We start from the raw sequence: 23,657 nt of genomic DNA on the forward strand, positions 1-23,657 counted from the left end.
AAACGAGTGTCCCGGTTACTGTATGTGACTGAGGTAGGCGAAGCCATAGTTTATTCTTAAAAATAGCAGGAAGCAGATATGGAACAAGAAGATAAATGGTTTGCAGTTTACACGAAACCGCGCTGGGAAAAGAAGGTAGCCGAAGAACTTACAAAACTGCAAATAGAGAGCTATTGCCCACTTAACAGGGTTGTCAGAAACTGGAGCGACAGAAAAAAGACAGTGCAGGTACCTTTGTTTACGTCTTATGTATTCGTGCATCTCCACCAAAATCAGGTACAGGAACTATACAAAGTAAACGGCATACTTAACCTGGTTAACTGGCTGGGCAAACCAGCTGTAATTAAAGATGCAGAAATAGAAACAATCAAACGCTTCCTGAACGAGCACACAAATGTGCAGCTTGAAAAAACGAATGTAAACATCCATGATTCGGTGAGGATTACGGCCGGAACATTGATGGATAACCAGGGTACCGTAGTAGCTATTAAGAACAATACGGTTCGTATGGCGCTGCCCTCACTGGGCTATACCTTGTATGCTGAAATTAGTAAAGAAAGTATAGCCAAAATGCCTGCGTCATTAACAGCTTAATGAAATGAAGATCGCCTTCTTTTTCAGAAGATTAAACCAGGGTGGCATCCAACGTATGATCCTGAATTGTGCTGAGTACCTGGCCCATAACGGTCACGACATAAGTGTAATTCTTATCAAAAAAGAAGGCGAATACCTGGATATACTTGACCCGAAAGTGAGGCTGATCACGTTTGGTAACACTAAAGCAAACAGTCTTTATAAATCATTTAAAGCGATACTGGAGAACTATAAATTCGATATACTTTTTACCGCCTCTCCACCCCTCAATATTTTTGCTATAGTTTGCAAACTGCTTACGGGCACCAGAACCAAAATTGTAATATCGGAGCGGAACAACACCTTGTCGCTTTTCCTCAACAACAGGCTCTCTTTCTCGAAGGTTACGTTTTTAGGTATACCTCTTTTTTACAGGTTTGCTGATAGTATAGTAGCTGTTTCGAAGGGGCTTTCGCAACGACTGGCAACTATAGCCCTGATCCCGGAAAAACGGATAAATACAATTTATAACCCAGCCTATACAGATAGCCTTTCACAGCACATGCATGATACCATAGATCATCCGTGGTTGGTTTTTAAGCAGCAACCGGTACTTGTAAATGTTGCACGGTTAACAAAAGCCAAAAACCACCTGCTGCTTATCCGTGCTGTGGCCAGGGTGCTAAAAAACAGGAATATTAAATTGCTTATAGTTGGCGACGGACCTTTAAAAGAGATGCTGCAGCAAGAGATTAACCAACTGGGGCTGCAAGAACACATCGAACTGGTGGGCTTCCAACTAAACCCGGTTTCGTGGATAGCTAAGGCTGACCTCTTTGTTTTATCCTCTGATTACGAAGGCTTCGGGAATGTTATTGTAGAAGCATTAGCCACAGGCATAACTATAGTATCTACTAACTGCGACTTTGGCCCTCCCGAAATTATAAACAACGGCGAGTTTGGTTACCTGGCTGCTGTCGGAAGTGAAGAGGACCTGGCCGCCCAGATCGAACATGCCCTGGATAACCCGATGGCTAAAGAAAAGCAGATAAAGCGGGCAAAAGATTTCCATGTAGACCTGATCATGCAGAAATATAACGATCTGTTTGCCAGCTTAACGGTTTCCTGAAACTCCAACTATAGCTGTAGTTTCATTTTAACATATGAAGCTCTACCACTATTATATCATTTTTATTTTGTTGCTGGCCTTAACACTAAACTGGGTGGTGGCGGGTAATAACTTTCTGGGCAAGGCTGATATGAACCTGGGCTTATTACCTAAAACTGCTATCATGGTCATTGAGGCTTTGCAGGTTATCATGCTTATCAGGCTGCTGTTAATTTACCCTGACAACAAATTTATACTTGGTGCTATAGTTGCAGTCGTCGCTTTCTGCCTCTTCGAATTTCTGATTATAAAAGCTATGAGAGCCCATTATCTTGTTTGGGTTTCCGGCATAAGGTACTATTTTTCTTTTTTCCCTCTTTTTCTGGTAAGCTATCTAATTGCATCTAAGGGGCATAATCTAAAGCAGGAAATGTATTGGCTTACTGGTTTAGCGCTGTTACAGGTGCCTGTGGCTGTGTACCAATTCTTAAACACCTCCAGCGTTCAGAACCTGGGAGACCGGCAATTACTTTATGATATGATCTCAGGTACCATGGGTGGCTTTGCATCAAATGTAATGTCGTTGGTTGTAGGCATAGGCCTGCTTTATTTCCTTGTCCAGCTCTTCGATAAGAAAAAGCTCATTTACCTGGTTCTTGCGCTGTTATTGCTGGTTCCTCCTATCCTGTCAGAGGCAAAAGGTATGTTGTTTGTGCTCACCATTATTTTCGTGTACCTGGCCTTTATATTCAAGTTCAGTTTCTCTAGGCTGATGCTTCTGGGGGGCTTGGCAATGCTCATGTTGGTTGGGTTCATCCATATATATGCTATGCTTGGGTATGGCTATGGCAAAGAGATTAATTTAGAATACCTGATGGAGTATGCCGCAACTAAGTCGGGCACCGGGCGCTTATCAAGAATAGACTCCATCATCTATAGTTTTAACCTGCTTATCGATAAAGGTACATTGCTGTTCGGGACAGGTATTGGCAACGCAAACAAAAGCCCCCTTGGCTACGACGGACAGTTTTATGATTTCTATAAATTACGCCATAGCGTTGATATTTTTATAACCGAGACAGGGCTTTTAGGCATCTGCTTTTTATCCTACCTTTTCTGGAAACTGATCCGGATTACCAGAAGCCTGCTTAAAAACGAAGTGGTTCAGCAAAATGCAGGAGACATACTTATACTTCGCGTTTTCCTGGGTACGATCTTCATTTTTATGTTTGGCATGTTCTGGGTCGATGTGCTTTTCAGGGTTCAGTTTATGTACCCGCTTGGTATGATGGCAGGCTACGTAGTGGGGCTATACCACAAAGTAAAATCCGAAGAAGAAATAGCCACAACTGCTACCTACCAACTTCATTATTAATTTTTTGCAGGTTTATCGGCATAAAACATATAAAAGGCAAGGCACCTATAGTTGCTGGTTTTGCTTGTTTAAGGGCTAGAGAAGATGAGACTGTTGATTATAACTCCTTTTAAAAATGAAGAAGCCTCAATAGAGCGAACGATAACTTCTATATTAAAGCAGGGTACCAAGCCCGAAGCGTGGCTACTGGTGGACGATAATTCAACAGATACATCTCCGGCTATAGTTAAGCAATACAGCACTCAGGTAAACTATATACACTACTGCCTGAAACCGGATAACAGCGACCGGGCCACTGGAAAAAACATCATCGACGTTTTTAACTATGGCCTGGAAAAGGCTGCCGGGTTACAAATAACCTGGGATGTAGTGCTTAAACTGGACGCTGACCTGGTTATTGACAGGGATGATTACCTTGGATTTATACTTCAGAAGTTTGCTGCATTTCCAGCCTTAGGTATTGCAAGTGGTGCCACCTATATCTTAAAGGATGGCAAAAAAATAGTGGAGTCGAAACATAAATGGCATACCCAGGGGCCTAACAAATTTTACAGGAAAGAATGCCTGCAGGCTATTGGCGGGCTCAAACCCTTTAAAGGTTGGGATGGCATAGATGATATTATGGCAAGGCACAAAGGCTTTATAACCGAAAAGTTTTTTGAGCAACCTGTTTTACACTTATACCCTACCCAGACCCGGGCAGCCGAAGGCGGCATAAAGCACGGTATCATGCGCGAAGCAGCCAGCTACCACAACCGTAGCTACCCGGTATATATGTTCATCCTGAAAGCCATTAAACTAGCCAGGTCACGGAAATTTTACGAAGCCATTACTTTTTTAGTGCATGGGTTAAAACTGAAGTTAAGTACACGGCCATTGGTTACCAAAGAAGAAGAAAAGATAGTAAGCCAATTTCTGAAACAGCGCTTCTTCAGCCAGCTAAAGTATACAAACCAGTTATAGTTTCCGCATTTTATTTTAAAGCATACTTGTACTTTACCAGGTTAAGGCCTTACACCAAGGCAGTTTTTTTAAGCTATATCACCTGCATTTAGCTAAAGGTAAACCACATGAAAAGTAAGAAAAAGATACTATTCGATATAAAGCACCCGGCCCAGTTAAACCTCTTCAAAGGCATATCAAAGGAACTGCTGGACGAGGACTGGGATGTGACGATCTGTTACCTGGAACGTGGAAAGCTGCCTAAGATTATAGAAACGGAATACGCTGGTTTTAACACGATACCTATCGGAAGCAGCAATGGCACCAAATGGTCTATACTCTGGGATGGAAATATAAAACGTACCCTGGTGTTCCTGGACCTGATAAAAAAGCACAGGTATAACATTTGTGTAGCTGCCAGCAGCATCCCATTAGCGTTGGCCTGCAAACTATCCAACGTCCCGATCATCCAATTTTATGATGACCCTGAAAGAAGCCGGATAACAGACCTGAATGCTACTTTTTCTAACCAGCTGTTTTTCCCGCCTATAGTTAAAAAGACCAGGAAAACATCTGTCTTCAATTGCCTGAAAGAATGGAGTTATTTAAGCCCTGCCCGGTTTAAACCTGACACAACTATACTGCAGCAATACGGACTTCAGCCACACGAATATGTCTTTATCAGGGAGGTTAGTAACAAGTCGTTTAACTACTATAACCAGGACGATGCGATCGTTTGCAGTTTCAGTAAAGAGATAGACCCAAAAGCCAAAGTTGTATTATCACTGGAAGATAAAACTATAGCTCACCGGTTTCCTGCCCACTGGGTTATCTTACAAGAGCCGGTTGGCGATATTCATTCTCTTATCTACTACTCCAAACTGGTTGTTTCGTCAGGTGATAGCATGGCCCGGGAAGGCGCCATGCTGGGTGTGCCAAGCATTTACTGCGGCATCAGAAAAATGAAAGCCAATGAGCTGCTTATGGACCTTGGTATACTAAAACACTTGCCGGAAGCTAACGCAATCGATTATATAAATCAACAGGTTAGTATCCCTTTTGACGAGCAAGTGCAAACAGCAGTGCGTACCCAATTGCTTCATGACTGGGATGACATGAACGTATTTATGAAAGAACAGATAAACAACTATAGCTATCAGTAATATGGTAATCTCAATTTTTGGCTTAGGATACGTAGGGTGTGTAAGTCTGGGGTGCCTGGCTAAGAACGGGCACCAGGTAATTGGCGTAGATGTGAGCGAACACAAAGTTGACCTCATTAACAAAGGTATTCCTACCATATTAGAGAAAGACATCGATGTTATCATAAAAGAGGGGCACGATAAAGGCTTAATAGCCGCTACCTTATGTGCCTGTGAGGCTGTTCATAACTCAGAGCTAAGTATAATATGTGTCGGTACTCCCTCCTCTCCGCAGGGCCACTTAAACCTGTCTTTTATCTATAACACCGCCGAGCAGATCGGAGAAGCGCTTAAATCGAAAGATGATTTCCATACTGTCGTGATCAGGAGTACCGTTTTGCCGGGCACAAACAAGCGCTTTGGGGAGATTATAGAAGAAAAATCAAGCAAGAAACGTGGCGAGCATTTTTCGGTGGTATCAAACCCGGAGTTTTTAAGGGAGGGCTCAGCCGTAAAAGATTATTACCACCCTTCGGTAACTGTAATTGGCGGCGACCACGACGGAGCAATCCAAAAAGTGGTATCTATCTATAGTTGCCTGGATGCCCCGATTGAGGTTACAGATGTTAAAATTGCGGAGGTAATCAAGTATGTAAACAATTCCTATCATGCCCTTAAAATCGCTTTTGCCAACGAAGTGGGCAATGTATGCAAATCCCTTTCCATCGACTCGCATAAGGTAATGGAGCTGTTCTGCAAAGACACGCGGCTCAATATTTCGCCGGCCTATTTTAAACCAGGCTTTGCTTACGGCGGCTCGTGCCTGCCCAAAGACCTGAAAGGTTTTGTAACATTGGGCCACGATAACTATATACAGACGCCTATACTTGGCTGCATCGATAACTCCAACGAACATCAGAAAAAAATGGCGTACGAACTGGTGGCAAAAACCGGTAAACGGAATGTATGTTTTATAGGCCTGAGCTTTAAAGAAGGCACAGACGACCTCAGGTATAGCCCATCTGTAGACCTCGCTGAAACGTTAATTGGCAAAGGGTATCATGTAACGATCTACGATGAAAATGTGCGGCTCTCAAAACTGATCGGGGCTAACAAAGCTTTTATAAACGAGCGTTTGCCACACTTATCAGAACTAATAACAGATGACCTGGAAACCGCCATCCGCAACAACGATGTGATAGTAATAAACCACCGGAACTTTGATGCCGGGCCACACAACGAGCTCTTAAAAGATAAACATGCCGTTATAGACCTTGTTAGAGTGAAAGAACTTGAGTGCCTGCCTAACTATGAAGGATTATGCTGGTAAGCTTATTAAGTGGTAAGTGCATTATAGTTGCGCTAAGGTCTGGCCACGTAAATCTTAGTTGGATAGTGGTAAATGCAAGTATAAATGGAAGCCGGAAAGTTAAAAGGTAAAATAGTCAGCGGGTTATTCTGGAGCACCATTCAGCTCCTGATCAGCAGGGTATTTGCCTTTGTGATAAAACTTATACTTGCCCGCTTACTTTTCCCGGATCAGTTTGGCTTGGTTGGTATGGCTACCGTTTTCATAAGCTTTATACAAATACTAAACGACCTGGGAATAGGCGCAGCACTTGTTCAAAAAAAAGAAGAGAACCTGACCGAACTGCACTATCACACTGCTTTCTGGGCTGGTATTGCCTGGTCTGTAGTTATTTACCTGCTCATTGCGTTTGTGGCAGCTCCGTTGGCTGCGCAATTTTACAAACAACCACAACTTAGTACCATCATTCCAGTGCTGGGTTTAGGGGTGCTTTTTAATCCTATAAACCTAGTGCACCGGGCACAGCTCACGAAACAGATGAGCTTTAAAAAGCTGGCTTTCATCAATAATGCTTCGTCTATAGTTGCGGGGGTGGCGGCCGTTATTTTGGCTTTACTGGGTGCCGGTATTTGGGCATTGGTTTTCAATTCGGTTGCATCTACCATTATAGCGGTGCCTTTATATTTTAATGCGACCAAATGGCTTCCCAAATTTAGCTGGGATAAGCAGGCTTTTAATGATGTGTTTAGCTTCGGGGTGTATACCATGGGCACTGAATTTTTAACAACACTGATGCTGAACTTTGATTACCTGCTGATAGGAAAATTGTTAAGTGCCACTGCCCTTGGGGTATACACGCTTGCTTTCGTGCTGACAGATACCTTCCGGACGCAGCTTACCAAAATGATAAACCGGGTAATGTTTCCGGTTTACGGGCAAAACCAGGACTCAAAAAGCACACTAAAGAATGTGTATTTTAAAGTAGTAAAGTATAACAGCATCTGCGTTTATCCTGTTATGGTTTTCCTCATCGTGCTGGGCGAGCCTTTTGTGGTCAATTACTTTGGCCTGAAGTGGGTGGAAGCAGTCATTCCTCTAAAGATCCTGGCCTTCTCTGTTATGATTCACTTGCTGGTAAACAGCCACTCTACCTTAATAAGAGGACTGGGCAAAACCAACCTGGAGATGCGCATGCAGTTTTTAAAGGCCATTTTATACTTGCCAACTATAGCACTCGGCATTTACTGGTACGGCATTATAGGTGCTGCTTCGGCGTATGTTATCAATAAAGTGCTGGAAGTGGTCATAGCCCAATTTTATTTAAAGAAATTCCTGGGTATCCGGTTTTCAGATGTCATTTCAGCTATTAGCCCGCCCTTAACCGCAAGTGTGGTAGCCTATGTTGTTACGTTTGTGGCCTATAGTTATGGTGTTCATTACGTGGTATGTGCGGTATTGCTGGGGGTAAGCTATAGTCTTGTAATCTGGCTGATGATGAAAGCTGAACTCCTCAAACACCTCAGAAGTATAAAGTTTTTAAGGAAGAAAACGGTTGCACCTTAACTATAATCAGTCCATCGCTATAGTTTTATAAAGCGCTCTATCACTACATCATAAAGCATAATGCGTCCTGAGTTTTCTGTAATAATTCCGGTTCATAATAAGCTTCCGCATCTCGAACGGTCTGTTTTTTCGGTACTAAACCAGACGTATCCTCATTTCGAGCTTTTACTGGTGGACGATGCCTCTACGGACGGCTCTTCTGAAAAACTTCTGGAATTCGACGACTCCCGTATTCAACTGCTCCGGCGCGACACACCCGGCCCCGGTGGCTATGCTGCCCGCAATGCCGGCATACAACACGCTACTAAAAAGTGGGTTTGTTTTCTGGATGCTGACGATGAATGGACACCCGATGTAATGGAAACGCTGGCCCGGATAGTTCAGGAAGATGCAGAAGTGGAAATTTTGAGCTGGGGTTGGCTAAAGGTGAAAGGAAACAGCCGAAAACCGGATCCCTATTCGCTGAAATATAAAGATGAAAAAATAAAGCAGTTTACGTTAACAGACTTTTTTAACGGCCCGCAACCCATGTGGACCGGCGGTATCTCCATGAAAAAGGAGCTTATAACTATAGCAGGCGGTTTCCCGGAAACAGGGTTTAAAAGAGGTGGCGATATGGACACCTGGATCAGGTGTTTATGGCAAAGCAAAAAGAACCTCCGCATCACCAAACCCATGACATCGTATTACCTGGATTCAGTAAATATGGTGACAAAAGCAGTTGAACGGGATGTTGCATATTCTTTTTCCAGCTCAATACAGAACATACAGCAAAGCACTACTGATAAAAGACTGAAGAAAGCAATCCGTTATTTCCAGAACAGGCGCATTTATAAAATACTGACTGAAAAAGTAGACGGTGGGAAAAGTATAGACTATAGCCTGCTGTTTAAAATGAACCTAAGCCTTTCGTTTTACTATATGTGCCTGAAACTGCATGTGAAGAAGTTGCTGATTGAAACCCGGTTAAGAAAGCCGCAACTATAGTTTTTACTTACCAGCCCACTTTACTAGTTCTGCATCCAGGTTGCCTTTTCTCTGGGCAGCTATAGTTACATTTTTTACCGCGCTGGGGCCAAGCCTGTCTTGTAGTTGCGCCAGGTATAAGCTTCTGGGTTTAAGCGCTTGCCCTACACCTTCATTGTAGCCATTTCCACTTACATTTCTGCTTTCACCGCCCATTAACCAGTTTATACTTCCGGGTGGGCTTTCCACGGATATTCCTTTGCCAGATGTACTGGTGCTGTTCCAGAACATTGTTTGTGCGCCTGCCCAGCCGTGCCCTGTGCCACTGCTTTTCCTGTTTATTACTCGTAACTCCCTTCCTGCCACATTATCAAACAAAGTACCTGTCGCCCACCTGTGGTGTGGCCCTATATCAGATTTCGCATCGGCACTATAGCAATCTAAAAACACATTGGGGCCAGTTACTTTAGGTCCGGTCACAAAGTCATGGCGCCCTCCCCTGGTATAGCACCTCTGTATTAAATTAAAACTACCCGACTGTATATTAAATGAATATTTACGTTTGCCCTCTGTTTTAGCCTTGGGGTCGAGCATGGCGCAATCCTGCACGGTATTAAAGGTGGCGCTCTTATCTATAGTTACCGCCGAAAACCCGAAGTATAGCGCAGTAACGTTTTTTACCCAGCAATTTTCGGTGTTCTGAAACTTAATGGCTGTCCAGGCATGGGCCTCATCCTCATCATTTTTGTAAGCAGATACTAATCTCAGGTTTTCGATGCCGCTTTGTTTTATTCGGCCGCGATTAAGTGCTTTATAAATCACGGCTCCTCCTTCGCTTTTACTGATTGGGTCTACGATTGGTATATTTATAGTTAGCTGCCTGTCGTTAACTGCTGTTATTACACGCTCATGCGGTATTCTGTATTCTTCCGGCGTCCAGCCATACTTTGCCATATCCAGCTTTTTAATCCAATCCATGGTCGGGGTTTTTAGCACCACAATGGTGTCCCCTGCCCGGTAATTATCAGCATTTTCTATAGTAAACTTTACGGCACCGGTTGGTACAAAATCAGACGTAATAGTAACATAGCTTTCTTCTGCAACCTTTGCTGGTTCTGGGGTATTTCCGACAAGTATAAAAATATGTTTGGATGGTTTGTCAGCCTTGAGTATAGTTCCTTTCTCCCCCTGCCCTTCTCCTGAAAGTATAACCCCGCCTGCCCTTATTTTTAAGCTACCGTTTACACTATAGCTGCCGGCTTTCAGTAAAATCTTCCCCCTTAAGCCATGCTTGTCAGGCGCCAAACTGCTTATGCTATCTATAGCCTTCTGAAGCTGCTGTTTGTTATCTCCGGGTAGTGGTGTTAGCGTAATTTTAACGGTTACATCAGGCAATGCGACACCTCCACCCATATAGCCTGCAAACGAGAAATCTGGCACCATGTTTATTGCTTCGGCTTCCCCTTCGTTGGCATATAAACCATAGTGTAACCTGCCGTCATCTGATAGCTTTACCAGGCTCTGCTGACGGTTATTGGGTATTTGATGATAGGCATAGGTTTCCCGCTTCTGGCTTGTCGCCAGAAAAAAACAGAACGAAAAAAATAACAGAAGTATGAAGAGGGCTTTATTCATTAACACCAATCAGTAAAAAGCGCCAGTATAGTATACGCTAAAAGGGTAATCAAAAAGCGTTTTTGCGGGTTTTACTACTAAAAATGGTTAACAATATAATTTTCAGATCAAGTAAGAAAGACCAGTTTTCCATGTACCAGATGTCGTGGCGGGTGCGCTGGCTTTTTTGCTCTTTTGTTTCGGTGGGTCCGCGCCAGCCGTTTACCTGTGCCCAACCTGTTATACCGGGCTTGTAATAATGCCTGATCATGTACTTCTCTTCGCTTTTCTGTAACTGCTCGTTCAGGTAACTTCTGTGGGGTCTGGGGCCAACTACGCTCATATTCCCGATCAGTACGTTAAAGAACTGCGGCAGCTCATCTAAACTATAGGCGCGCAGCAGCTTGCCGATTTTTGTAACACGCGGGTCGTTGCTCTGCGTGGACATGGTACCGCCCGCCGGGTCATCGCTCACTGACATGGTTCTGAATTTGATTACCCGAAATGGTTTACCAGCCTTGCCTATCCGGATTGGGCAATAAAAAACAGGTCCCGGAGAATCTGCTTTTATAAGGATAGCCAGCACCAGGAAAAGCGGCATCAGTAAAATTATGGCAATAAATGCGAATAGCTTGTCGAAACCGTTTTTAAGTGACGAAGGCAGGGAGCCATCCAGGGGAAGTTGCCTGACATTTACCGTCTCGATGCTGCCATAGCGTTTGGTTTTAACGCTGGTACCAAATAAATTCTGGTAATCGGGTACGTATTTAACCCGTATGCCATAGTAGTCGGCTGCTTTTACAATGTTGCGGATCTTTTTGGAAGGTTTTACAGGTATAGCTATAACAATCTCATCTACAGGGTTTTTTTTCAGATAATCATAAATTCCAGCCAGCTCCCCTACTATTTTATCCTTTCCTACCTGGCATTCTTCGTTTTTACACTTAATGTACCCTTGTATCTCCCTGTTGCTCAAGCTCTTTTCTACATTTAAAGCTAAGTTGCCAACGCCTGCAATAAGGGTATGCTTTTTTTCGGGCTCATAGGTCTTAATATAGTTTACAGCTGTTATGGCTAAAAAACTAACAGGTATAGCTATAGCCGGTAGCCCCAGCACAGTAGCCATTATAAGGTTAATTTGCGGAACTATAGCAGGATGAAATAGATACAGAAAGGTAGCAAAGCACATTAGTATGATATACGCTTTGCTCAGGACGTTTGAGAGCGGAGATCCTTCCCGGAAATTTATAGCTGAAACTTTACGCCAGTAACTGAACAGAATCCAGAACAGGATAAAACCTATGAAAAGTAACCAGATATTCGACTTCTGAATATTTTCATTAACATAATAGATAACGAAAAATACAATCAGATTAAGAGATAAGATTTCTCCGCCTATAAGTATAACTGAAACTCTCTGCCAATGCTTTGTCATAATCAAACAGTTATTGTTATAGCAAACAGGTTAAGTGTATAACCTTTATCTTTTAACTCCTGAAAGGGAGAAACCGCATTAAACTACATTTAATGCGTAGCGGCACATTTCAACTTTCGCTTTCCTGGGTAAAACCCTCCTAAAGCATAAGAATGAATGTAAATGCGCAGTAAGTACGGGTGAGATACCGGAGTAGACAGAACAACAAAAAGGTGGAATTCACTAGTGCAGTCTTTTTAAGACTGTAGGTTATTTTCCGTTGTGCTATCTATTGTTTTTTGAGGTAGTAATGAGCGTAAACTAACTATAGTTTATGGGGTGAATAACTATTAAATAGTAGGTATTTATTAATCGTAGCTTATCCGGTATTAACAGCACGATAAAAAATTTTATAGCGGCAAACCTTTCTCATAGCTTGTTAATTTAAATAATTGATTTACTGATGTATGGCCTTGTATATAGTTTGTGAAAGGATTATCATATTTTACATATATTTATATTTTTTATATATATAATACCTTTCAAATAAGTATACTATAGTTTCACTGAATAAGATGCTTCTATTTTATAATTATCTTATAAATATTAAAATCATACATGTAGCCTAAGAATGCTAAAATCAATATATATTATATGGCATTAATAGCTATATACCTAATTATTAATGCTCATCGGCTTTACCCAAACTTACCAAATCTCTTTTAAAAAGCAACTTAAACTATAGGATTTTACTAATATAACTATAGCCATCAACTGCCCGGTAACCTACATAATGGTAAATAAAAAAGGGCAGCTTTTAAAGCTGCCCTTTTTATATATGCTTGGTTATTACCTAACCAATTATCTGGCTATAGTAAACTGTATCGTTTGAGCTGTACCTGCAGTACCGCTTGCGTCTTTACCTGAATAAGGTGTAGCTTTTAGGGTATAAGTACCAGTTTTTGGTGGGCTCCAGGTACCATAGTAGTAATTACCGCTACCGTTATCACCAAACAATGCATAAGGGAAGGCGTTGTCATTACCATTTTTGCTGCTGGCACCACTCAAGTTAAAACGCACACTTCCAACAGATGCAGGATACGTATTGGCACGTACAGTTAATCGCTTGGTAGGTAACGAACTTAACTTAATAGTAGCGCCATTCGTGATCGTCATGATATCCTTTTCAGTATCTGCATTTATCAGCGTAAAGCTTACAATTTTGCTTGTAGTAGTGCTTACCGGCTCTTCTACCGGAGTAGGTTCTGGAGCTGGTGCAGGCGTTGGCTCTGGTGCAGGAGCAGGTTCAGGTGCCGGCGCAGTAGCTGTATACGAAAAGTCTGCTATAGTTGAATTCTCGTTACCAAGTTTGATGTCGTCATAGTAAAGTACGCGCTTCTTGGTGTCTGTAGTTTCATCGTAGTTCCAGTCAGACTTATAGATACCTAGTTTCCAGCGTGGCTTGTCGAAGCTTGAATCGTAGCTGTTACCGCCTGCATAGTTAACTACTTTCACACCATTCTGCCAGATCTCAACTAAACCGTCAGAGTTGTGCGAGTGTTTGATGTGTACAACAAATGTCTGCCACTTATCTTTAATTACAGCACCCATATCAATAGTTTTTGGGTTAGAAGGGTCTGTACGTACATCGTACACAAGCCTGTCGCGCTTAATTCTTAAAGAAGATGACGGGTTTTTACCTCCGCCCTGGTGCCACTGGCTAATTACATCCTGCTTGCTGTCATACTGCCAGTCTGATGAAGGCAGGTAAACCGAGAACACATACCATCTGTTCAGGTTGCTCTGATACGGGAAAAGGATCTCGGAACGGGTACCACCACTTGTAATAGGGTCAGTATCACGTAGTTCAAATCGGCCAGACTTGGCTCCGTTTAGTACCGGGCTGCCTGCTACATTAAAAGCGTGGTCTGTACCGAACTGCTTGTATACACCTGAAAAAACGGTGCTATTCTCGAATGTTTCGTTAAAAAGTAAGTTGCCAGACGTGGCTAAACTTGTAACTTCTGAAGATAATGCCTGGTTTGGTGATACTTCTTCTAGTTCTTTTTTCTCACAAGAAACCAGCACTGCACCTAGTACTAGGGGCGTTAAAATATTACGAAAGTTAAGATTCATTTTGGCTAAAAAAGTTAAATGGAAGCAAAATTACTCGACTACACTAAGATCTTCTATCACTTAAATGCAATTTTGCTTTTGAAAAATTTAAAAGTGTTTAAAGTGTTTTAAATTGTATTATTACAAAAGTTTACAACCTAGAAGTTTAATCATACGCCTGCTAATCAATTATAATTCAACATTTAATACCTATCAAAGACCGTCTGCCTTTTTACACAAATTGAATGTTTGCGCTATTGTGATACATAAAGGTAGAACCAATAATTCAATTGGTAAACACTTAAACTTAGTTTTTTCACAAAATTCTTCTTATCCGACAATTTCAACCGGGCAGGTTACCAAAAACAGGCAAAATTGCATTACATTTTTTCATACATACCTAAAACACAATGCTTTACGAATTATAATTATACAAACAAGGCAGCCCTAATTGATCTAAATTTATTGCAATCCATAGGCGGAGTATCTGCTTAGTTTAAAAGTGTGCGGGTTGTTATAGAGCTTAAAAAACACTGCACACACTTGTGCCGGATTGAAGAACCAAACCAGACAGATATAACAAAATGTGCTTAACTCATTTAAACCAAACTATAGTTGTACCTGATTAAAATGTGTTTGTAAGCAAAAGGAAATAATCTGTGAATCTGCAGAAGTGAGACTAGCAAAAGCAACAATGTGTAAGCAAGTTTAGGCCTTGCTGTAAAAAAGAGCTGCGCTAGAGCAATAACATACTTCTGGGTATAAAATACAACCTATCGTTAAGGCATAATTTTAAACCAGTATGTTGCAGCTATAGCGCAGCAATTGATACAAAACAAATCTATCGTTAACTGTTGGTGGCAGTTAGGGTCATACGTTTGTAAGTATAAGTTAATAACCGGTCATAGCTTCGGCTATCCTAACCCATGCAAAGGAAGTGATAAGTCGTAAAGCAATGTGTTATAGCTATAGTTACCTTTAGAAAACAACTATACAAGCGCTTCTTCTTCTTCCTGCTGATACTGTACTTTGGGAGCAACCGGGGTTAAGGTTTTGATAACGCGGGCCGGGTTGCCTACGGCTACGCAATTGTCAGGTATATCTTTTACTACCACCGAGCCTGCCCCAATCCGGACGTTGTTACCGATTCTTACACCGCCTATAATACATACATTGGAGCCCAGTTCTACGTTATCGCCAAGTATAGGTGAGTCGGAGAAAGTCCCGTCTTCGTAACGGATGTTACCAAGCGTAGTACAATGCCTCACAAAACAGTTTTTACCTATAATGCTGCACCCGTTTATAACCAACGCCTGCCCATGCCCGATGTAAAAACCTTCTCCTACGGTGGTCCAATGTGGCAATTCTATGCACAGAAACCATTCTACAAACACTTTATAAAAGGCCAGATAAGGTAACCACAAAATCCGGAGAAACTTATTGTTTAAAGAAGCAGGGCGGGCTAACCGGAAAAGCACCATCACTAACCGGCCTTTCAGGTTATGCTTGTTGGCTTTCCAATCTTGAAATACATATGATATCATAAATTTACTATTAAGCTGTTGTGGCGAATACGAGAGACATGGGGCTGCTGTTGTCGGTTTCCGGAATAAAAATGGCCGGTCAGCCTATGTTAGCATCCTAAAATGCACTAGCTATTACATAGCAGCAAAAGCTTGTATGGTTACAGATTACACAAGCCTGATTTAGCACTTTACGCTTGCTCCCGATAAAAGGATTACCTACATTGTTAACAGCAAATGATGTATAATTTTACACCGGATCAGAAATGAAAACGATAGCCCTGATTGCCCACGACAACCGTAAAACCGACCTGCTAAACTGGGTAAAGGAGAACCAGGAAGCGCTACGAAGCTATAGTATGATCGGTACAACCAACACAGCCAAACTTATAAATAACCTGCTGGACCTGAACGTAGAGCCATTCGGGCACGGGCCAAGCGGAGGCGACATATTACTGGCGGCACGCATCCTGCAGGGCGAGATACAAAAGGTTATTTTCTTTATTGATGTGGAAACCCCGCACGGGCACGAGCACGACATCCAGACGCTTATCCGCACTGCTGTCATCAACAACATTCCGATTGCCCTGAACCGCGCCTCTGCCGACCTGATCGTGCTTCAGAAATAACGAACTATAGTCAGCATCGTTTACTCCAGCCAGTAATGGTCGTAAAATTTCTGACTTGGCTCTTCTTTGCCGTACAACTTGTAAATCAGGTACCCGACGCCATAAAGCGCCAGCACCATTACTATAACCAGTCTTTCCATACAATTATAGTTAAGTTTAATTTCGTATGATTTGGTGGCAGTTATACCCTGTAAACTATAGTTTTCAGATGGTAACTACCCTCCTGTGTTACATACGATTTAAAGCCGATGCATAGCTATAGTTACTGCCCTGTTACACAGCAAAACAAGACCAAATTTCATCATAAAAACAAGCCTGTCGCGGAAACCTGTAGTTGGCAAAACTTTTTTACAGGTAAATGGCCGCCCGAAACAAAACAAGCTGTAACATTGCAACATGATTAAACTGGTTTTGAAAGCGAATGGAGCCCTGGCTTAGTTATGCGTTAATAGCAATGTTTACCGGCGGTGTGGCGATGGTATTTGCAAAAATGGGAATGGGCGGTGCCGACGAGCACGTAGCGCTGGTAATACGCACCGGCGTGTTGTTTGCCATGGTAGTAGCCAACGCCTGGTATGCCGGCGCCCTCAAAGGCCTTAAAGTTATAGACAACAAAACACTTACCTGGTTTATACTTGCCGGAGCCTGCACCGCCGTTTACTGGATCTTATACTTTAAAGCCCTTAAAACTGCCGATGTGTCTGTGGTGGCAACTATAGACCGGGCCGGTATTATTATAACAGTACTGCTTTCCTATTTCTTATTGAAAGAGCCGCTCACGCCACGCCTGCTGTTGGGCATGGGAACGATACTTGCCGGCACACTAATCCTTATCTGGAAGTAATTTCAGCAAGATTTTTTAGCGTATCTATAGTTGTACCCAGCTTACTGTAGAAAAGGAATAGCCTCTGCGTTGCCTTGCTGGTAAGCCAGGTCGAGGGCGGTCAGGCCGCGAACATCACGTATCGTTTTATCGGCACCGGCTTCGGTCAGTAATTTTACCAGTTGGTTACGACCAAACAACGTGGCAAACATCAGCGCAGTGCCGCCATTTCCATTCTGCAGATTCAGGTCAGCACCATATTTCAGCAATAATTTTGCAATTTCCGGGTAGCCTTTAAAGCTTACTCCCATCAGGGCTGTGTTGCCCGCAGCATCCTGCACGTTTGGGTCGGCGCCGGCTTCCAACAATAAACGCGTGGCTTCCAGCTGCTCGTCGTACGTGGCTATGATCAGCGGCGTAAATCCTCTCCCGTTTTTTATACTCAAATCAGCACCGTCGGCAATACATTGTTTCAGGTAATCGAGGTCGCCATTACGAGCTGCGTCAAAAAGCAGGTGTTCTTTATTGGTGGAGTAAAAGGTCATGGGGTTGCAGGTTAGGTTCTTGTATAGTAGGCTCCTACGCAACAACCCCTTAATTGGCTGCCTCTGGTTACATCTTCTAAACCGCTGGTTTATAGTTGCATTACGCCCAACCTTCAAACTAAAGCAAAACTATAGCTGGCTCAGGAGCAGATACAGCATCCTACAACCTTTCTGATTTAAACTATAGCCGCTTTTGTATCCTATATTTATAGTTATATTAGTGGGTTATTTTATGCTGCAACAGCGTAAGGCAACCCTATAACTAGATAAAACTCCTACTATACCTTACCAACAATTATGGACTTAACCGAACCTAAAATACCGGAAGCACCTGCCCCGAAGGGCCACCCGAAACAGCTATACATGTTGTTCTTTGCCGAAATGTGGGAGCGTTTCTCTTTTTACGGCATGAAAGCGCTGCTATTGGCCTACATGGTAACACAGCTCAAATTTGATGAGCCCAAAGGCTACGCTATACTTGGCTCGTATGCAGCCTTGGTATACACTATGCCTTTGTTTGGTGGCGTTATGGCCGACCGCTTTTTAGGCTACCGCAAGGCTGTAATGTATGGCGGTATTCTGATGAGTATTGGTCACTTGGTGCTGGCTGTGCCCGAAGACTGGAGTTTCTTTTACGGGATGGCTTTTATCATTTGTGGTAACGGATTTTTTAAGCCCAATATCTCCAGTCTGGTAGGTACACTTTATGCCGACAATGACCCACGTAAAGATAGTGGCTTTTCCATTTTTTACATGGGTATAAACATTGGCGCGGCACTGGGCGGTTTGCTTTGCGGGTATGTGGGCCAACAGATAAACTGGCACTATGGCTTTGGTCTGGCCGGTATTTTCATGATCCTGGGCCTGATCGTGTTTGCCATCGGTAAAAAATCGTTAAAAGAAGGCTTGCCACCAAACCCGGAGGCTTTACGGAAACCGATATTTGCCGGTATTTCTACCGAAGTAGGTATTTACGCTGCCGCCTTGCTGGTTATCCCGGCTATAGTTGCCCTGTTCCATCGCTATGAGATCATGGATTTTATTATGTTCGGCCTGGGTGCGCTTTCTTTAGGGTATATACTTTACATTGCTTCGCAGCTCGATGGCGGTGCACGTTATAAACTATTCTCTGCGCTTATCCTTATCATTTTCTCAACACTGTTCTGGGCGTTTTACGAGCAGAATGCGGGCTCGCTTAACCTGTTTGCCATGCGCAACGTGGATATGCACGTAGCCGGGTTTGAGTTACCAGCCCTGGCGGTAAACAACTTTCTGCCACCGGCCTGGGTAATTGCACTTAGTTTCCCGTTTGCCTGGTTGTGGCCTGCACTAAGCCGCAAAGGCATGGAGCCCTCCACTCCGTTAAAATTTGGCTTGTCCTTCGTTTTATTAGGCATTGGTTTCCTGGTGTTTTATGCTGCCTGCCTTAATGCTGATTCAGGGTTAATTTCACTGCCATACTTTATACTGGGTTACTTCTTTATTATCTCGGGCGAACTGTGCATCTCTCCTATTGGCCTCTCGATGGTTACAAAATTATCGCCGGCCAAGATTGTAGCCATGATGATGGGTATCTGGTTTTTTGCCAGCGCCATAGGTGAGTTTCTGGCAGGTAAGATAGGTGCGTTGATGAGTGTTCCGGAAAATGTGGTAGATAACCCTGTACTCTCGTTACCTTATTATGCCGACATCATCAGCAAAATAGGCATGTACTCTATTGGTATTGGGGTTCTGTTGATCATATTGGTACCGCTCATCCGCCGCTGGATGCAGGATGTGCGGTAATTTAAATACAAACAGCAACGTATAGCCGGGAAATAATTTTCCGGATAATGCTATACGTTGCTGTTATCTTTGCAGCCTCTATACTTCGCTTTTACTTATGGATTTTGTTTCCCTCGATTTTGAAACCGCCACGCCCCAACGCGATAGTCCCTGTGAATTAGGCATAACTATAGTTCGCGACAGGCAGATTGTAGAAACAAAGTCGTGGTTGATAAAACCCTTATACTACCCTAACTTTAACCACTTTAATATAGCAGTACACGGCATAAAACCAGCCGATGTAGCGCAGCAACCCACCTTCGACCAGCTTTGGCCTGAAATTAAACCATACCTGGAGGGCCAGCTACTGATCGCCCATAATGCGAGCTTCGATTTTAGTGTGCTCCGCAAAACCATGGCCACTTATAACCTGCCGGTGCCACAGGCCCGTTTTGCCTGCAGCTTAAAATTTTCGCGCAACATCTGGAAAGGCCTGAATGCTTACGACCTGAAAACGCTTTGTAACATGCACCGCATCAGTTTCCTGCACCACCGCGCCGCTTCCGACTCGCACGCCTGCGCCGCCCTGACGCTTAAAGCCCTGGACCACACCTGCACTTTTTCTGAAACCGAGTTTCCGGATAAAATGCTGAGCAGGATCTCTAACTTAAACTAAGCCTCAAAACTATAGTTTATAGTTGGTTGGGTTAAGCTTCGTTTTTGGTCAGTTCTGCAATAAGGTTGTCCAGCATTTCTTTGCTATAGCCAATGCGACGGGTATAGTCGAGGCATAGGTTATACTCACGTTCTTCAACTTTGCCGTCCTGCACCACCATCATCACCAGTGTTTGTAGTTCCATGGTGCGCTGCAAACCTTCTTCCGGAACTATAAAACTAAGTGTCGCCAGGTTATCAGCAATTGGGGTAGTATCTTCTTCCGTTAAGCCCAGCTGGTCCCCGATCATCACCAGGAAATCGCTTTCCATTTCGTCTACATAGCCGTCGGCGGTTGCTACCAGAATCAGGTTCTGAAAAAAGGAAAGCTTCTTTTGTTTTGTATTTAGCAGGTTGTCTATTTGCGTGCTGGTTGCCATAAGTTTCTGTTTAATGTCTGAATAAGTTAACCGGATTGCCGGTCTATAGTTTATAAATTCGTTTCTTGCTGGCAGGTTATGCTCCCCTACCAGGCTATAGTTGTTCAGGTAAATACGGCATTACCCATACAAGGATCGACTTCAGAAGTATAGTTTATAGTTGGCCAAAGGATAAAGGCGATGAACAGTGAATTTACCAGTCATTTACACCAGACCGGATGTGGTAGCTTTATGCCTGTCGCAGCCGCAGGTATAGTTTGTAAAGCTCATTCAGTAGCAGCGGAACCACGCCCAGCACCAAAACCATCAGCCAGCCATTTCGGTCCAACATGTGCAGGTTAAAGGCCTGTTGCGTAAACGGAACCCCAATAATGACCAGTTGCAGCAGCAAGCCCAGCGCTATGGCGCCTATCAGGTACAGATTAGAAAATAAACCGACCTGGAAGATAGATTTCACGGCATTGCGCATAGCTAGCGCATAGTACAACTGGCAGGCTACAAGTGTCATAAACGCCAGGGTGCGGGCATTTTTAAGCACTTCGGCAGGCACATTTTTATCAAAAGGAGTATAGCCGTGCTCGTAGTAGCCGTACCAGAACGCAAATATGGTCAGGCCCCCGATGAGTATGCCGCCGGCTATGGCCCTGCCTCCGGCTCCGTTTGCAAAAAAGCTTTCTTTCGGGTCGCGTGGTTTTTCTTTCATCACGTCGGGGTCACCGGTGTCCATACCCAGGGCTATAGCAGGCAAAGAGTCCGTCATCAGGTTTATCCAGAGCAGTTGCGTGGCTATAAGTGGTGCTTCCCAGCCCAGCAGCAAGGTAATGAACATGGCAATCACCTCGCCCAGGTTACAGGTTAGCAGAAAAATGACCGCCTTTTTTATGTTGTTGTAAATGTTGCGCCCCTGCTCTATCGCCGAAACTATAGTTGCAAAGTTGTCGTCCGTCAGGATCATATCCGAAGCGCCTTTGGCCACATCTGTACCTGTTATGCCCATGGCCACTCCTATATCGGCAGCATTTAACGATGGGGCATCGTTTACGCCATCGCCGGTCATCGATACAATGTTGCCATGTGCTTTTAGTGTGCGTACGATCTTTACTTTATGCTCCGGCGAAACACGTGCATATACCCGGTAGTCATTTATTTTAGCTGCAAATTCTGCTTCGTTCAGTTCGTCGATTTCCTGGCCGGTAATGGCCTGGTCTATAGTTTCGGCTATGCCCAGCATGTGCGCAATGGCAAAGGCGGTGTGCTTGTGGTCGCCGGTGATCATAACAGACGTAATGCCAGCACATTTTGCCAGCTCTACCGACGATTTTACTTCCAGGCGTGGCGGGTCTATCATACCTACGAGCCCCAACAGAATCAGGTCCTTTTCCATTTCTGCAGCATCAATTACTGCATCCACTGGCCGGTAGGCTATCCCCAGCGTGCGCAGTGCTTCATCCGACATGTGGTCTGTTATCTCACTGAATTGCTTTTTATGATGATCAGTCAGGGGTACAGGTCGGCCATTTTCCAGCACGTGAGTAGCAATGCGCAGCAGGTTATCAATAGCACCTTTGGTATACACCGTCAGCTCGCCTTCTTCTTCTACCAACGTCGACATCAGTTTGCGCTCTGAGTCAAACGCGTATTCCCCGATGCGTTTATGGTTGGCTTGCATGGCTTTCCTGTCCAGGCCCAGATCATCACCTAACAGCAAGAGAGCTATCTCGGTTGGGTCGCCGGTTCCTTCCCCGTTTTCGTGCGTCGCATCCGAACAAAGTATCATTGCTTTTGCCAACAGCTTGCCTGTTTCGGTAGCCTGGTTTTGCTTTTCCCGTTCAACCGCTACTTCCCCTTCCAGGGTAAAGTATTTCTGCACAGTCATTTTGTTTTGGGTAAGCGTGCCGGTTTTATCGGAGCAGATAATGTTAACCGAGCCAAGCGTTTCTACGGCTGGCAGGCGCCTTATAATGGCATTTCTGCGGGACATGTTGGTTACCCCGATAGATAAAACAATAGCAACTATAGCAGCAAGCCCCTCCGGTATAGAAGCCACCGCCAGCGAAACCGAAAGCAGAAACATTTGCGCCAGGTCGCGCCCCTGCCACATCGTAACCCCGAATATAAGTAAGCAAATGCCTATGGCCAGTTTCCCGATGGTTTTGCCCAGTTCGTCCAGACGCAGCTCCAGGGGGGTGGCGGTTACCGTTTCCGTATCGATAATATTGGCAATTTTACCGACTTCCGTTTGCATGCCGGTGGCTACTGCAATACCTTCTCCGCGGCCATAGGTAACCAGTGTAGACATAAAAGCAGCATTTGTCCGGTCGCCAAGCGGAGTTTGAGGGTCGTTTAAGATACAGCCAGCGTCTTTACTGCTCGGCACCGATTCACCGGTCAGCGCCGATTCCTCTACCTGCATGTTGGCAGTCTCCACCAGGCGCAGGTCTGCGGCCACGTAGCGGCCGGTATCCAGTATAAGTACATCTCCGGGCACTACCACTTCCGAATCTATTTCTTTTACCACCCCGTCGCGGCGCACAAGGGCTTTGGGAGAGGCTATTTTCTGAAGGGCTTCAATGGCGTTACCGGCTTTTATTTCCTGCGCAACACCGAGCACTGCATTCAGGATAATCACCACCAGTATAATGATGGCATCGATGTACTCACCCATAAACAGGGTAATGAGCACGGCAGCAAACAACACATAGATCAGCCAGTCCTGTAGTTGCGCCACGAAAAGCTCTAAAATGGATTTCTTCTTTTTACCTTTCAGCCTGTTGGGGCCATAGGTTGCCAGTCTTTGCTTTGCTTCTGCCTCCGAAAGCCCGATTGCCGGGTTAACATTAAATTGCTGGAGTACATCTTCTACTGATCTGGTAAACCACATGGTACCGGGGTTACAGTTACTAAAAGGACCGAAAAAAATATACCTGTTATACTTGCACTAACTCCTGAAAGGTTTTGGTGTTACTTATACCCGGTTTAGCTATTAAAAAGTATGGTTACCGAACTATAGAACAGCCGGTAGTTCTTTAAAATACAAACATGAGTCATCCCGAATTTTAGGTTAGGGATTTCTAAAAAGTAAAAGCCTTCTTTTCGTAAGTGACAGTAGTATCAGGTCACTTTAGAAAAGGAGGCTTTATGCATTTATTATCAAATAC

The 23,657-nt window shown here is 43.9% G+C and carries 19 protein-coding genes; 12 read left to right on the forward strand and 7 right to left on the reverse strand.

The features are described from left to right. The first annotated feature begins 78 nt into the window (after positions 1–78). The 8 genes from GWO68_RS06690 (at position 79) to GWO68_RS06725 (ending at position 8,999) form a co-directional block, all read left to right on the forward strand. Positions 79–594, forward strand: coding sequence for a UpxY family transcription antiterminator (locus tag GWO68_RS06690; RefSeq protein WP_162345638.1), 516 nt, complete (start codon positions 79–81; stop codon positions 592–594). Between the two features lie 4 nt (positions 595–598). Then, complete coding sequence (locus GWO68_RS06695) at positions 599–1,702, forward strand: glycosyltransferase (RefSeq protein ID WP_162345639.1); 1,104 nt, start codon at positions 599–601, stop codon at positions 1,700–1,702. Positions 1,703–1,736: 34 nt separating this feature from the next. Beyond that, on the forward strand, positions 1,737–3,056 hold the full coding sequence (locus GWO68_RS06700) for a hypothetical protein (protein WP_162345640.1): 1,320 nt from the start codon (positions 1,737–1,739) through the stop codon (positions 3,054–3,056). 84 nt (positions 3,057–3,140) lie between these two features. Beyond that, positions 3,141–4,019 carry a glycosyltransferase family 2 protein gene (locus GWO68_RS06705; protein WP_162345641.1) on the forward strand — a complete coding sequence of 293 codons (879 nt, stop codon included), beginning with the start codon at positions 3,141–3,143 and terminating at the stop codon, positions 4,017–4,019. Positions 4,020–4,126: 107 nt separating this feature from the next. Beyond that, positions 4,127–5,161: a DUF354 domain-containing protein gene (locus GWO68_RS06710; protein WP_162345642.1), complete on the forward strand. Its 1,035-nt coding sequence runs from the start codon at positions 4,127–4,129 to the stop codon at positions 5,159–5,161. 1 nt (position 5,162) lies between these two features. Then, positions 5,163–6,470 (forward strand): nucleotide sugar dehydrogenase, encoded by a 1,308-nt coding sequence (locus GWO68_RS06715; RefSeq protein ID WP_162345643.1) that lies wholly within the window; start codon positions 5,163–5,165, stop codon positions 6,468–6,470. An 84-nt stretch (positions 6,471–6,554) separates the two neighbouring features. Continuing rightward, a complete protein-coding gene (locus GWO68_RS06720; protein WP_162345644.1) occupies positions 6,555–8,012 on the forward strand; it encodes a lipopolysaccharide biosynthesis protein in 1,458 nt (485 codons plus the stop codon). Positions 8,013–8,072: 60 nt separating this feature from the next. Continuing rightward, positions 8,073–8,999: a glycosyltransferase family 2 protein gene (locus GWO68_RS06725; protein ID WP_162345645.1), complete on the forward strand. Its 927-nt coding sequence runs from the start codon at positions 8,073–8,075 to the stop codon at positions 8,997–8,999. A gap of 3 nt (positions 9,000–9,002) precedes the next feature. Here GWO68_RS06725 and GWO68_RS06730 read toward each other — a convergent pair whose 3' ends face one another. From GWO68_RS06730 to GWO68_RS06745, 4 genes are all read right to left on the reverse strand, one after another. Beyond that, complete coding sequence (locus GWO68_RS06730; protein WP_162345646.1) at positions 9,003–10,613, reverse strand: hypothetical protein; 1,611 nt, start codon at positions 10,611–10,613, stop codon at positions 9,003–9,005. A gap of 49 nt (positions 10,614–10,662) precedes the next feature. Further along, positions 10,663–12,027 carry an exopolysaccharide biosynthesis polyprenyl glycosylphosphotransferase gene (locus GWO68_RS06735; protein WP_162345647.1) on the reverse strand — a complete coding sequence of 455 codons (1,365 nt, stop codon included), beginning with the start codon at positions 12,025–12,027 and terminating at the stop codon, positions 10,663–10,665. Positions 12,028–12,867: 840 nt separating this feature from the next. Then, complete coding sequence (locus GWO68_RS06740) at positions 12,868–14,142, reverse strand: polysaccharide lyase (protein ID WP_162345648.1); 1,275 nt, start codon at positions 14,140–14,142, stop codon at positions 12,868–12,870. 968 nt (positions 14,143–15,110) lie between these two features. Beyond that, positions 15,111–15,665, reverse strand: coding sequence for a serine acetyltransferase (locus GWO68_RS06745; RefSeq protein ID WP_162345649.1), 555 nt, complete (start codon positions 15,663–15,665; stop codon positions 15,111–15,113). A 245-nt stretch (positions 15,666–15,910) separates the two neighbouring features. On the opposite strand from GWO68_RS06745, the gene GWO68_RS06750 reads away from it, so the two are divergent. Then, complete coding sequence (locus tag GWO68_RS06750; protein WP_162345650.1) at positions 15,911–16,273, forward strand: methylglyoxal synthase; 363 nt, start codon at positions 15,911–15,913, stop codon at positions 16,271–16,273. Between the two features lie 421 nt (positions 16,274–16,694). After that, on the forward strand, positions 16,695–17,117 hold the full coding sequence (locus GWO68_RS06755; RefSeq protein ID WP_162345651.1) for an EamA family transporter: 423 nt from the start codon (positions 16,695–16,697) through the stop codon (positions 17,115–17,117). A 41-nt stretch (positions 17,118–17,158) separates the two neighbouring features. On the opposite strand, the gene GWO68_RS06760 is transcribed toward GWO68_RS06755, so the two are convergent. Further along, on the reverse strand, positions 17,159–17,641 hold the full coding sequence (locus GWO68_RS06760) for an ankyrin repeat domain-containing protein (protein ID WP_162345652.1): 483 nt from the start codon (positions 17,639–17,641) through the stop codon (positions 17,159–17,161). A gap of 297 nt (positions 17,642–17,938) precedes the next feature. On the opposite strand from GWO68_RS06760, the gene GWO68_RS06765 reads away from it, so the two are divergent. Continuing rightward, positions 17,939–19,426, forward strand: a complete 1,488-nt coding sequence (locus GWO68_RS06765) for a peptide MFS transporter (protein ID WP_162345653.1) — start codon at positions 17,939–17,941, stop codon at positions 19,424–19,426. A 97-nt stretch (positions 19,427–19,523) separates the two neighbouring features. Next, positions 19,524–20,081, forward strand: coding sequence for a 3'-5' exonuclease (locus GWO68_RS06770; protein WP_162345654.1), 558 nt, complete (start codon positions 19,524–19,526; stop codon positions 20,079–20,081). 31 nt (positions 20,082–20,112) lie between these two features. Here the strand turns inward: GWO68_RS06770 and GWO68_RS06775 are convergent, their stop codons facing one another. Beyond that, positions 20,113–20,499: a TerB family tellurite resistance protein gene (locus GWO68_RS06775; protein WP_162345655.1), complete on the reverse strand. Its 387-nt coding sequence runs from the start codon at positions 20,497–20,499 to the stop codon at positions 20,113–20,115. Positions 20,500–20,728: 229 nt separating this feature from the next. Continuing rightward, on the reverse strand, positions 20,729–23,380 hold the full coding sequence (locus tag GWO68_RS06780) for a cation-translocating P-type ATPase (RefSeq protein ID WP_162345656.1): 2,652 nt from the start codon (positions 23,378–23,380) through the stop codon (positions 20,729–20,731). Between the last annotated feature and the right edge of the window lie 277 nt (positions 23,381–23,657).

The organism is Pontibacter fetidus, assembly GCF_010119545.1.
Taxonomy (GTDB): domain Bacteria; phylum Bacteroidota; class Bacteroidia; order Cytophagales; family Hymenobacteraceae; genus Pontibacter; species Pontibacter fetidus.